Source organism: Halorhabdus amylolytica (assembly GCF_004944975.1).
In the GTDB taxonomy this organism is placed as follows: domain Archaea; phylum Halobacteriota; class Halobacteria; order Halobacteriales; family Haloarculaceae; genus Halorhabdus; species Halorhabdus amylolytica.
On record NZ_SPQG01000012.1, the window covers coordinates 1 to 12,674 of the forward strand.

The following is a 12,674-nucleotide window of genomic DNA, read 5'->3' on the forward strand; positions in this document are numbered from 1 at the left end:
TGTGCGTGCAACCCGCGTCCGCCGTCGGTCAAGGGTGGTGCGAAAACCCATCATGGGTGAAAGCCCCGCCCTTCAGGGCGGGCGTAGCTTACATGCGTAGTCTGACGGCCGGCGGTAAACCCGTTTTCGATCTCATCGATCCGGTCCGACCGCCAACCCGGTCACGTCCGAGAGGCCCAGCGACCGGGACCGCCAGCCCTCTGCGCCGTCCTTGGCGGCCGGTGGATCGACCAGGATCGTCCCTGCCGACGTGACGGCGACGATTCCCTGTCCGTAGCCGACGTCGACGATCCGCTCGTCTGTCGGCGGTTCGCGTTTCACCCACTCACCGTCCCGCCGTTCGATCAGCCCCTCCTCGCCGACCGCGAGCGACCGCCTCCCGTCGCCGGTGATGGCGTGGAACACCCCCCGCCGCTCGCGTTCCCACTCGCCGTCGGCGAACCGGTAGAGTCCGTCCACGGTCGCCGCTGTCGGGACCGGGTCGGCGGTGACGTCATGGGCCGCGGGGCCACGACGCTCGATCGTCTCGTCCTCGATCCGGTGGAGTCCGTCCCCGGCCGCGATCCACTCGCCGGTGATCGTCTCTGGATCCTCGACCGTTCCGAGCGACCGCCACTCTGGGCCGTCGTAGCGGGCGACTTCGCCGTCCGGTGACGCAGCGATCGGTCCCCCGGCGTCGACAGCGACGGTCGGCCCGAACCCCAGCGCCTCGAAGGACTCGATTTCTTCAGTCATCGCCCGGTAGACGTCCTCGTCGGTCCCGATCACGACCGTCTCCTCGCTCGCCGCGACCGACTGTACCCCGCCGCGGCGAATCAGTCGAAACCGACCGACGCGGTCGTCGGAGACCGCGACCAGTGTCAACCCCAGTTCGCTCCCAACGTAGACGTCGGTCTTCCCGCGCCGGTCGGCGTAGATCCGATCCTCCGCCATCTCGCCCATACCTCCTCCTTCGCGGGTGCGACCGAAAGAGTATCGACTTGCGGGCCGCCCCGTCGTCGAGCCCCTCACCAGTGACATCCTCCGTTTCGAGTACTTCGAGTGGAGATACCTTTCCACTGCACCGCCGAGAGCGACATTCCGGTTGTTCCGAGAGCGACAGGATCTGAACGTGCCGTCAGTCCACGCTTTCGGCTGTCTGTCCGTAGGTCGTCAATGATTGACGTGGTAACGGATCACGTTCGATCCGAAACAGGGGGGTTCCGATCACGGTCGTCGTCGTGCGTCTGTCAGACGCCAGTGTGTCATACGGATTATTGTCGTGATTTACCGGTATCCGTCGACCCCGGGTCGGCGTCATCCGGAAATAATCTACAATAATCCGTATCAACGTCGGGAACGCGGAGGGTTCGGGTCCGGCTGTGCCTCGAAAACGCGCGTCGGAGTCGGAAGGTTGAGTGTGATGCCGTCCGACGGTCCTCGCACGATGGCCGTCCGTGCGTGGATCAGTCGAGCAATAGAGAGGTTTCCGGCGTTGCTGGCTCGGTTCGGCCTGGTCGATCGACGGAAGGGTCTCGAGGCGCTGGACCTGGCGGCGCCGGTGATGGTGACCGGCGGCTTGCGCGTCCTCTTACGGATGGCGGACTTCCTGATGGTCGGGATCGCCCTGGGGGACGCGGCGATCGCCGGTCTCGAACTGGGCTTTCAGTATTTCTTTATCGGCTTCGGGCTCTCGCTGGCGGTCACCAGCGGGACAATCAGTGTCGTCTCACGGTTGAAAGGGGCAGACCGGCACGCCCGGGCGGACCTGGCTGTCAAACAGTCGCTGTGGCTGTCGCTGCTGATCTCCCTCCCGTTGACAGCGATCTCCTGGCTGTACGCCGAACCGCTGATCGACCTGCTGACGAACGATCCGGCGGCGATCGACCTCGGCGGGACGTACCTCCGGATCGTGATGCTCTCGCTTGCGTTCCGGTTCTGGAGCATGATCGCCGCCCGGGCCCTGGCCGGCGGGGCCGACACGCGGACGCCGATGTACGTCCGGTTGCTGACGCTGCCGACCAACGTGGTCCTGAACGCCGTCCTGATCTTCGGACTGGGGCCGTTCCCGCGGCTGGAGATCGCGGGAGCAGCTCTAGGGACAGCGATCGCCAACACGGTCGCTGCGCTGGTGTTCTTCGGGTTGCTCCTCTCCGGGCGGTTCACAGTCTCGCTGCGCCTTGGCGGCCGGCAGATCGACCTCGGGCTGATGGCCGAGATCGTCCGCGTCGCCACACCGCTGGCCGGGATGCGGCTATTGCAGACCTTCGGCCGGTTCCCGTTCCTGTTCATCCTCGGCGTCCTCGGAACGCCCGTCGTGGCGGCCTACGCCATCGGCCGGCGGGTGATGCTGCTCGCGTTGATGCCCGCGTGGGGCTACGCGACGGCCGCTTCGACGCTGGTCGGCCAGGCGATCGGGCGCGGCGAGGATAGCGAAGCGACCGATTACGGCTGGCAGACGCTCCGGATCGGGCTGGCGACCCAGCTCCCGATCGCGGCCATCCTCGTCCTCGCTGCCCGGCCGATCGCGATCGCGTTCGGGACAGCCCACGTCGATCTGACGGTGACGTTCATCCGCGTGTTCGGCCTCGCAGTCGCCGGATTCTCGATCTCGCGGACGATGCGGGGGAGCCTGCGCGGGGCCGGGGACACGCGCTGGCCGCTGTACGGGACCATGCTCGCGACATACGTCGTCCGGTTGCCGATCGCGGCGCTGGCGCTACCGGCCGGGTTCGTGGTCACGCTCGGTGGATTCTCGGTCTCGCTTGGGTATGGCTTCGGACTGCCGGCCATCTTCCTCGCACTGGTCGCGGACTTCTACGTCAAGGCAGCGGTCAATACGGGGCGGTTCAAGACCGGGAAATGGCGGGCGATCGCCCGCCGGTCCGGCGTCGGTGCCGCAGGCGACGACTGAACCACACGCGGGGAACGTTTATGCGGCCGCCGGTCGGCCTGTTGCACATGAGCACGGCAACTAAGGTCGTTCTGGTGACAGTCGGGGTCTCGGCGCTACTGGCGCTGGCGCTGATCGCGAACGTGGTACTGGCCTGAAAAACGAGAGACGTAGCAGTCCTAGAAGTGGATCAGCGGCTTGATCATCCCGTCTTCTTTCGTTTCCATCATCTCGAAAGCCTCCTGGATATCGTCGAACTCGAATTCGTGGGTCGTCATCTTCGTCGGATCGACCTTGCCCTGATCGAGCAAGCGGAGCAGGCGCTGGATGCGCAGGCGGCCGCCGGGACAGAGGTCGTTGACGATGTCGATCTCGCTCATGCCGACGCCCCACTCCGCACGCGGGATGTGGCGGAACTCGCCCTCGCCGTGGTACCCGACGTTCGAGACCGTCCCGCCGGGCTTGGCCACCTTGATGCAGTCCTGGAAGGTCTCGTCGGCGCCCAGCGCCTCGATTGCGACGTCGACACCCTCGCCGTCCGTGAGGTCCATGATCTCCTCGGCGGGATCGACCTCGCCGAAGTCGACGACGTCAGTCGCACCGTACTCGCGGGCGAGTTCCTTCCGCTCGGGAACGGTCTCGACAGCGATGATCCGGCCGGCACCTTGCAACTCGGCGCCCTTCGTCGCCATCAGGCCGACGGGACCTTGCGCGAAGACGGCGACGGTCCCGCCCATCGGGATGTCGCCGCGTTCGGCACCGGCGAAGCCAGTCGAGAGCATGTCCGCGACGTAGGCCGCCTCGTGGTCGGTGACGCCCTCGGGGATTTTTGCCATGTTCCCGTCGGCGTCGTTGATGTGGACGTACTCGGCGAAGGTGCCGTCCTTGACGTTGGCGAACTTCCAGCCGCCCAGTGCCTGATTGGACTGGGAGGGGTGACCGTCCTGTGCGGCCAGGGAGTTCCAGTCGGGCGTGATCGCGCCGATCGCGACGCGGTCTCCCTCTTCGAAGTGCTCGACCTCGCTGCCGACCTCATCGACGACGCCGACGACCTCGTGTCCCAGCGTCAGGTTCTCGCGCTCGCCGATCGCTCCGTGGACCGTGTGGCAGTCCGACGTGCAGATAAGTCCTTCCGTGGGCTCGATGATCGCGTCCATCGGCCCCGGCTCGGGTCGTTCTTTCTCAACGATCGCCGTCTCGCCGATCTCACGCATCACAAATGCTTTCATAGTGTGAACATTCAAACGAACGGCCCCCTCTCTAATAAAGCTCAGTTCCAATCCAGCGATCTGGGAACGGCACCCTCCTCATCGAGATCCCGCGGTCTTCCCGTTGGCGAGTATGCTTCCGGAACGAGACCTCGCAATCAGCAATCCCGTACCCGTCGCGATCACGGTCTATGCTGGGAGTGGCACCTTTTGACAGCCTACCATGGTCCTGACCGGACGACACGCCGGGGACCGCTCTGGCATCGAGGAAGGGCTGTTCGATCGGGAACGCACGACGAACGTCCTCAACGAGTGGTCCCAGCCTCACTCGCTCAGACTGGGGTGGGTGCGTTGTTCGCCGGGGTGAGGATCGGCAAAGCGCTCCTGCATCACCGCTCGCGATGTTTCAGCACGCCGTCGACGCTCTGTCGTGTCGATCTCTGCACACCCGGGCGACAGTTCGCGGTCACGATCCGTGAAATACTCCTCAGGTGCGACCCGGTCGTGATAGAACGGCCGGTCGTCGTCTTCGAGGATCGTTACGCCGACCACTGCGCCGTAGCCGGCACAGACGATCGCCTGGTAGGGTTTCTCGGCGAGTCGCCCCGCAGCGTACAGACCGTCGACGCCGCCCCCGATGACGATCACATCTGCAAGTGTTGGCTTGGTCACCGCTCAGCGCTCCCCGTTGATGATGTCCGCGACCCGCTGGCGGTCGAACAATTCGTCCTCCCCTGTCACGTCGCCAAATGTCTCGGGGTAGAGCTGTTTGGCGGCGCGTTCGGTCAGGAAGAGATTGTGAATCGGGCCCTGGTAGAGATATCCACCGCGGTAGACCTGTCCGTTCTGGACCGCCGTCAGCTGACTGCCGACAGGGTGGTCCTCCATGTACGCAAGTACCGTCTGACGGAACGCGTTGGGGGTTTTGCGTTCGTGGCCCCGAATCAACAGTACGTCCGGATCAACTTCCAGCAGGTTCTCGTAGTCGAGTTCGCCCCGGTCGGTCGTGCTGAGCCCTTCGATTCCGGTGCCCGCGAGTGCGTCGCCGACGCCCAGGTCGCGCCACTGCTTCTTGCTCGTCCCGCGGTCGTTGAGCCGGTACGGCGAGAACGTGGACGGTTCGTTTGTCGCCTCGTAAGTAAGCATCACGGTCGGCCGTTCGCTCGCAGGCGGCATCCGGGACTGGATATCCGCGAGGAACTCCTCGTGTAGTCGCTCGAACGCCCGGAACCGCTCCTCGCGCTGGAAGACAGCGGCGACCTTCTCGAAGGCCTGATAGAGTGTGTAGTAGCGGTAGTCGTGCCAGGCGTCCTCCCGCCGGAAGATCAGGTTCGCGAGGAATGGAGCCACGTTCTCGCGGATCTCTTTGAGGTCTGCCGGACCCCAGTCGAACCAGTTGACCAGCATTTGCGGGTCATAGAAGTGGATATCGCTGTCGAGTTCGTAGAACTGTTCTTTCGTCCGAATCTCGGGGTTGGATTCGACCGTGTTGCGGTCGATGTTGACCCCCGGTAGTTCGTCGTAGATACCGGTGTAGTAGCGGTCTGCGCCGCCGATTCCGGTGATCCCGTCGGCCTGTCCGAGTGCGACGGCCATGTCGGCATAGTCGCCGCTGTATGCTACCCACGTCTCCGGGATCGATTCGAAGGTCACCTCGCCAGCGGGGGCCATCGATACCGTGTAAGGGGTGTCCATGCTCGTCTGGGTCGCCGTTTCGGTGGTCGTCTCCGCCCCCGTGTCGGTGGCCGTTGCCGTCGCCGTTTCGGTGAGCGTCGTGGTTGCCGCCCCCGGGTCGGCCGGTTCGGTCGTCTCGGTACTCTCCCCACCGGTACAGCCGGCGAGCAGGCCGCCGGTCCCGACTGCCAGGCCGTATTTCAGATAGTCACGTCGTGTCGGTGCGTCGGTCGTGTTCCTGTCGTCGGTCGTGTCGGTCTCATCAGTCATGTTCAGAGATCACCGTTTCTGATGGCGGCGATCCGCTGGCGGTCGAACAACTGCTCGTCGGCGTCGAATTCGTCCGGATACAGCTGTTTTGCGGCCCGTTCGGTCTTGGCGAGATTGATGATCGGCCCCTGGTACATCCCGCCGGCGGGATAGACCGCTCCGTTCTGGACGGCAGTCAACTGGCTTGCGACGTTGTCCTCCTGCAAAAACGAGAGGTACGTCTCCCGGAACTCGTTGCGTGGCCGGTGTGTGTCGGTGTAGAACATGAGTACCTCGGGGTCGATTTCAACCAGCGGCTCGAAGTCGATCGACCCACGGTCAGACGTAAAGCTCTGAATATCGCTTCCTGCGAAGGCATCGTCGACGTCCAGGTCGTGCCAATGCTTGTAGGCGGTCGTCTCGCCCAGTCGATACGGATAGAACTGCGTGGGCTCGGTCGATGCCGGTGACAAGAACCCGATCGCCGGACGCTCGTCCGCCGGCGGCAACCGGTCGCGGATCCCAGCAATCGTCTCGTCGTGGAGCGTCTTGAGTGCCTCGAATCGGTCCGTTCGCTGGAAGACCGCGGCGACCTTTTCGGTGGCCTCGTAGAGGTCGAAATATGGATAGTCTTCGTGCCATGGATACGTCGAGAAACTCGTGTTTCCACAGAACGGCCCGACACTGCCGCTGATCTCTTGGACATCACTCCGATCCCAGTTGGGGATGAGTTCGACCATGTAGTTCGGATCGATGAAGTGAACGCCAGCGTCGATGTCGTAGAGCAACTCCTTGGAGATGCCGTCCTGCCAGAGCGAGGTCATTTCGTCCTTGCTCGTCGACAGTCCCGGAATCTCTTCGTAGTGCCACGTCCGGTACTCGCCGGTGAGTACGACGGCGCTTGGCTTCTCGAGTCCGAGTGCGACGCCCATATCGGCCCAACTGGCGTTCTCTGCGACCCACGTTTCCGGGACCGACTCAAAGGTCACTTCGCCAGCGGGGGCAATCTCAACGGAGTAGGCCCTGTCGGTGGAAGTCTCCGCTGCCGTGTTGGTCGGCGTGTCGGTGGTCGTTTCGGTCGCAGTCTCGGTGGGTGTTGCGGTCGCCGTTTCCTGGTCGGCTGGTTCGGCCGTCTCGGTACGCGCTCCACCGCTACAGCCAGCCAGAAGTGCGCCCCCGATGACCGCACCGCCGTATTTGACGTACTCCCGCCGTGTCGGTGTATCGTTCGCGGTCGTCTCGTCGTCCTCCATTCTAGAACTCCCCGTTGATGATGTCCGAAACATGCTGGCGGTCGAACAGTTGCTCCTCGGCCGGGATTTCGGGATAGGGGCCCTCGGTGTAGGTGGGCCACGCCCCGAACTGGTCGGGATACAGCTGTTTGGCCGTCATCTCCAACTGGAAGAGGTTGAGGATGGGGCCCTGATACCGGGCACCCTGGGGGTAGACCCGATCTTGTTGGACGGCAGTGATCTCCGAGGCGACTGGATCGGATCGGAACTCCTCACGACGCGCGGCGATGTCTGTGTTCGGCTCGAACCCACCCAGGTGCAAAATGACGTCCGGGTCGGCCTCGAGCAACACCTCGTAATCGACGACCGACGCGGACTCGACCGCACCCTCGAAGGCGTCCCTAGCACCGAACGGGCGGATGTGTGAAGTCAGGTATCCGGGGTCACTGAGCGTATACGCGTAGATCTCGTCGAGGTCCTGGGCGGCGATCATCACGGCCGAGGGTCTTTCGGACTCCTCGGGCAGCTTCTCATCGATGGTTCCTGTCAGCTCCGCGTGGATCGACGCGAGTGCCTGATACCGGTCCTGTTCGCCGAACAGTTGTGCGACCCGTTCGAACTGCTCCCACAGCGTGTAGTACTCGTAGCCGTCGGCGTAGGACTCAGGGGGCTCCTGATGGGTATCACTTAGCGAGTTACCGAACCAGGGTGAGACACCGCTCGCGATCTCCTCGATATCGGATGGATTCCACTTCTCCTGTCTCGTGATCCAGGCAGGGTCCGCGAGATGGATGTCGTTATCGAGATCGTAGAGCTTCTCTTTGCTGGGCTCCCACGAGGAGTACAGCCCCTCCCAGTCGAGGGTGACACCGGGTAGTCGTTCGACGAATTGGTTCCACAGCCGATCGTAGTAGCCCGGCGCGTGCATCGCGGTGATGGTGTCACCGCGACCCAGCGCGAAGGCCATGTCGGCATGATGCGTGAGCCGCGTGAAGACAGTCTCCGGGGGTTCTTCCAGGCTGACTGTCCCCATCGGGGCGATCGATGCACTGACGGTGTTCGATTCGGTCTCGGTGGGCGTTTCCGTCCGATCCGACGTGGTCGCTGTTGCACTGTCAGCGGTGGCTGTATCGTCTGTCGCACTGCTCGAACAGCCGGCCAACAGGCCGCCAACGAGTGCCGTGGTGCCGTATTCGAGCGCCACCCGTCGGGTCGGTGACTTGCGTTCCACGGGTTCGTCTGCTATGGGACTCGAATCGTCTGTCATCGGTTTTAGGCTAGCCTAAAACAACAAAAGCCTACTGATTTTAGGCGAGCCAAAAATATGGACAACGCCCCCAGGCGGTTGTTGCATCCGTTCCGTCAGCGTTCGGCTGGACCGGCCGACAGTCCTCGCGATTTGGGGCTGGTGTTTCGATGTGATCGTCGATCGATGCTCGACCGGCAGGTGGGCTCGGCGATCACGTCTCACCGTCGCTATCAGCCTCGTGGCGGGGCCGGAGTGGTTCGATCCGTGGTCCCCGGGGCGTCCGCTCGACCGCGGCGTCAATCTCGAAGACCTCCGCCAGTAGCTGTTCGGTGATGACTTCCTCGGGTGTGCCACGAGCCCTGATTTTGCCGTCTTTCAGTGCGACCATCCGATCGGCATGTCGAGCGGCCTGTTGGATGTCGTGCAGGACGACAACGACCGTCATGTCGCTGTCGTCCCGGAGGGCCCGGACGATTTCCATCACTTCGAGTTGGTGATGCAGGTCGAGGAACGTCGTCGGCTCGTCGAGCAGTAGCACGTCGGTTTCCTGGGCGAGCACCATGGCGATCCAGACCAGTTGCTTTTGGCCCCCGCTCAACTGTCCGACCTCACGGTCGCGTAAGTGATCGACGCCTGCCAGCTCGATCGCCCGATCGATGGCCGTTCGATCCTCGTCGGTGAGCCCGTCAAAAAAGTCCCGGTGGGGGTAACGACCGTGTTCGACCAGCGTCTCGACTGTGATACTATCGGGGGCGACGTTCTCCTGGGAGAGTAGCCCGAGCTTCCGCGCGAGTTCTTTGGTCTCCATGTCGTGGATGTCGGCCCCGTCGAGACGAACCACGCCTGATTCCAGTGCCAGCTGATCTGCCAGCCCTTTCAGGAGCGTACTCTTGCCGCTCCCGTTCGGACCAACCAGGGCGGTCACTTCGCCGGGCGCGACGCTGATCGACGCGCCGTCGATGACCGGCTGCTCGCTCGACGGATAGCCGACGACCAGGTCCTCGCCCCGGAAGTCGCTGCCCCCCGTCTCGCTGTCGGCGTGTCCGTCGTCCGTCTGTGCTCCGTCGGCCGGCGTCTCGCCGTTCTCCCGTGATGCGGGCTCCGTGATCACCTGGCTGACACCGCCGTCCGGCCCGGGCGTTTTCCCGGGCATCAGATCTCACCCATCGTGTCTTGTTTTCGCATCAGATACAGGAAGTACGGGCCGCCGAGCAGACCGGTGACGATGCCGACGGGCATCTGCTCGCTGCTGCCTGCAAGCACCATCAGGCCCAGTCTTGCGCCGACATCGGCGGCGACCATCAGCGCCGGGCCCGCAAACAGACAGCCGATGACGAGTCGTCTGTAGTCGCTTCCGACGATATTGCGGACCATGTGTGGGACGATCAGCCCGACGAAGCCGACGATGCCAGCTACTGCGATGGATGCCGCGGCGGCCACTACTGCGACCGCCGAGAGGGCAAAACGCATTCGCTCGACGTTCATCCCGAGCGACGACGCCGTCCGCTCGCCCAACAACAACACGTTCAGCTGTCGGGCACTGATAACCGAGAGTACGAGTACCGGAATCGTCCAGGGAAGCGCCATCCGGACCTCTTCCCATTCGACTCCGGTGAGCGATCCGGTCGTCCACGCGATTGCTGACTGGACGACGCCGATGTCGTTCGCGAAGAAGAACAGCCCAGTCTGGAGGCTCTGAAAGACAGTGCCGACGATAACCCCCGCCAGCACCAGTCGGACTGGCGAGGTCCCGTTCTTCCAGGCGATCGCGTAGACAAGCACAAACGCCCCGATACCGCCCAGTGCGGCGATGATCGGGAGCAACGAGGAAATACCCAGCCTTAGGGACCCGACGACGTACGGGATCACGAGTGTCGCGCCGGAAAAGACCACGAGCACGAGGAGGATCATCAGGCCCGCCCCCGAGGAGACCCCGAGGATGAACGGACTCGCGAGTTCGTTGCGGGTCACCGCCTGGAAGATTGCCCCGGAAACGGCCAGGTTCATCCCTACCAGGACGGCGACGATCACCCTGGGCAGCCGCATGTTCCAGACGATCAGGCTCTGTCGGTTCATCTCCGGCAATTCTCCGCCAAGCAGGAACGCCTGCCAGGACTGCAGGTTGAAAATAACGTCCGGATTGACTAGCGCCTGCCAGGCCTCGACCGGCGTCGTCGAGAACGCGCCGTTACTCACCTGCACCAGGGTTCCCCCCGCGATGACGAGGAGACTGCCGACGACCACCGTCCACAACGACTCCGACAACCAGTCGAATGCGCGACGACGCCGGGACATCGAATCCGTAACTGTCGTTGATTCGCTCGCCATTCTCAGTCACCCCCTCCGTTATCACGTTCGGTGTCGGCGTCACGGGCGGCCTCGATCTCGCGGGCACGGGCGAGGACCCGATCGTTGTCGACGTGTTCGAGCAGGCGATCCTGGCCGCGTTCGCGGCGGTTTGCGATCTCATCGTCGTCGATATAGCTAGCGAGGATGCGATCGATCTCGCTCTCTCTGGTTGCCACATTCCATTGCTCGCCGGTCGCCTCCTCCACGCGATCGTCCAGATACTCGCGCCACGTCTCGCGGTCATGCCACTCCTCGTCCAGTTCCGCCCGTTGGCGGACCCAGTCGTAGTGGTCGGCCAGCGTCTCGGGGATTCCCGAGGCGCGGCGGTGATCCCGCAGGAGCGTGCGCGCCGTTACCCCACCACGGCCGGCGGCGATGATGGCTTGCTCGTCAGCCCCTGATGGTGTGGCGACGTACAGTCCCTCTATCGGCGTCGAGCCGTCGGCGTTGGGATAGTCCTTCTTGAACTGTTCAGTTTTGTCGCCATCCTCCGCACTGGTGGCGACCATCTCTCCGTCGGCGTCGAGGGGCCAGAGGTACTCCCCGTCGTAGCGCGTCGCCGCGACCACCCGGCGGGCCGTAACCTGTTCCCCGTCTTGTGGATCGACGACGAACCCTCCTGCTGCGGGAGTCTCAAAGGCCGTGACGGACTCGACGAGGTCCTCACGAAGGGTACACCCGCCCTCACGGATGTGGTCGTGGAGTAGTCCGTAGAACGTCTCGATATCGATGCCAGCGGGGAAGCCGGGGTAATTTTTGAGATGTGCACACCGCCGGATCGAGGAGCGACCCCGGTCGAACACTAGCGTGTCCAGGCCGTACCGAGCGGTGAATATCCCCACTGTCGAGCCGGCCGGTCCGCCACCGATGACAACCACGTCGTGGTCGTACTCGCCAGCCGGTTCGTGGTCGGCCCCAGTCATGCTTCGCGGGTACCAGAAGGGCCGTTCGGAACCTGGCTGCCACCGTTAGAGTACCGTCCGCGTCGCTCGAAGCGTCCGTCGGCGCCTGGCCAGCGCCCTGACTGTCGGTCTACCGTGTCCGTCGCTCGTCGCTGCTCGTTTTGCCGCCGTTCACGTACGCTCTGCGCGTCGGGTTCGCCGGGTCGCGTTCTCTCATCCATGAGTTTAGGCTAGCCTAAAGAATATAAATGCGTTCCGGATTTTAGGCTAGCCAAAACTCACTGGAGTGGGGGATCGACGCCCGTTCGTCGGGAATCCGTTTAGCGCGCCACCCCACATCGATGACACACTGGTGGTCCCGCTGCTGGCAAAGAGAGGCCGCAGTGTAGACACTCCTGGTCTCCGTCCGGGGCCGTAATCTCGTCGATAGCCGCCTCTGTCGTCTCTCGAATGGATTCGACCGACCCGAACTCCGGGTCTGGTTCCGCCCCGTCACGGTCGTTGCCAGCAGTGTCGACTTCTGAGGCGACGGACTTGGCCCGCTTCGTGACGAACAATTTGGCGCTTGTCAACCTGACGGCACGCTCGGGATCTCTCAAAAAGTCCGTCAGAGGGCCGGCGAGTCCATCGAACGAATCCGCTCGTTCCTCGGCCCGATCTCCAAGCGCCCGCAGAACGCGCTTTCGGGCCTCCGTGTCTGGGCTTCGAGTCGATCAAATCCGGACACCACGGCTTCGCGACCACTGTCCGCGTCGACGACGAGTTCCGGCAATCTATCGGGCGATGGCGGCTGGTCCGGCGGTGTTACCTGTCGGGGATACGTGGTTCGGTTCCACGAGTAGTCGCTTCAAACCAGTGATCCGGCACCACCGGACTGTCCAGTTCCAACCCCGTTCGACCGCCCGCTTGCCGAACATGTCTCCCGAGTGATAGACAACA

General features: G+C 63.6%; 11 protein-coding genes and 1 pseudogene. 2 read left to right on the forward strand and 10 right to left on the reverse strand.

Translation table 11 applies throughout. The features are described from left to right. Window positions 1-132: 132 nt before the first annotated feature. Window positions 133-942, reverse strand: a complete 810-nt coding sequence (locus tag E3374_RS13350; protein WP_136689460.1) for an HVO_0234 family beta-propeller protein — start codon at window positions 940-942, stop codon at window positions 133-135. A 484-nt stretch (window positions 943-1,426) separates the two neighbouring features. Between E3374_RS13350 and E3374_RS13355 the strand changes: the two genes are divergently transcribed. Then, window positions 1,427-2,893 (forward strand): MATE family efflux transporter, encoded by a 1,467-nt coding sequence (locus E3374_RS13355; protein ID WP_136689532.1) that lies wholly within the window; start codon window positions 1,427-1,429, stop codon window positions 2,891-2,893. 47 nt (window positions 2,894-2,940) lie between these two features. After that, window positions 2,941-3,030, forward strand: coding sequence for a hypothetical protein (locus E3374_RS18140; protein WP_449405157.1), 90 nt, complete (start codon window positions 2,941-2,943; stop codon window positions 3,028-3,030). A 21-nt stretch (window positions 3,031-3,051) separates the two neighbouring features. On the opposite strand, the gene E3374_RS13360 is transcribed toward E3374_RS18140, so the two are convergent. The 9 genes and pseudogenes from E3374_RS13360 to E3374_RS17460 all read right to left on the reverse strand — a co-directional run bounded on the left by E3374_RS13360 (window position 3,052) and on the right by E3374_RS17460 (window position 12,307). After that, window positions 3,052-4,101 (reverse strand): zinc-binding dehydrogenase, encoded by a 1,050-nt coding sequence (locus tag E3374_RS13360; RefSeq protein ID WP_136689461.1) that lies wholly within the window; start codon window positions 4,099-4,101, stop codon window positions 3,052-3,054. A 303-nt stretch (window positions 4,102-4,404) separates the two neighbouring features. Continuing rightward, a pseudogene (locus tag E3374_RS13365) lies at window positions 4,405-4,710 on the reverse strand (thioredoxin reductase); the annotation flags it as partial. Between the two features lie 45 nt (window positions 4,711-4,755). Beyond that, window positions 4,756-6,024, reverse strand: coding sequence for an ABC transporter substrate-binding protein (locus tag E3374_RS13370; protein WP_136689462.1), 1,269 nt, complete (start codon window positions 6,022-6,024; stop codon window positions 4,756-4,758). 2 nt (window positions 6,025-6,026) lie between these two features. Further along, complete coding sequence (locus E3374_RS13375; RefSeq protein ID WP_136689463.1) at window positions 6,027-7,256, reverse strand: ABC transporter substrate-binding protein; 1,230 nt, start codon at window positions 7,254-7,256, stop codon at window positions 6,027-6,029. 1 nt (window position 7,257) lies between these two features. Then, window positions 7,258-8,502: an ABC transporter substrate-binding protein gene (locus E3374_RS13380; protein WP_394347459.1), complete on the reverse strand. Its 1,245-nt coding sequence runs from the start codon at window positions 8,500-8,502 to the stop codon at window positions 7,258-7,260. 193 nt (window positions 8,503-8,695) lie between these two features. Beyond that, a complete protein-coding gene (locus tag E3374_RS13385; protein ID WP_136689464.1) occupies window positions 8,696-9,637 on the reverse strand; it encodes an ABC transporter ATP-binding protein in 942 nt (313 codons plus the stop codon). Then, window positions 9,637-10,812, reverse strand: a complete 1,176-nt coding sequence (locus tag E3374_RS13390; protein WP_136689465.1) for a FecCD family ABC transporter permease — start codon at window positions 10,810-10,812, stop codon at window positions 9,637-9,639. Before E3374_RS13390 ends, E3374_RS13385 begins: the two co-directional genes overlap by 1 nt. A 2-nt stretch (window positions 10,813-10,814) precedes the next feature. Then, entirely contained in the window at window positions 10,815-11,756 is a 942-nt protein-coding gene (locus tag E3374_RS13395) for an FAD-dependent oxidoreductase (RefSeq protein WP_136689466.1), read from the reverse strand. 299 nt (window positions 11,757-12,055) lie between these two features. Next, window positions 12,056-12,307 carry a hypothetical protein gene (locus tag E3374_RS17460; protein WP_136689467.1) on the reverse strand — a complete coding sequence of 84 codons (252 nt, stop codon included), beginning with the start codon at window positions 12,305-12,307 and terminating at the stop codon, window positions 12,056-12,058. Window positions 12,308-12,674: the final 367 nt, after the last annotated feature.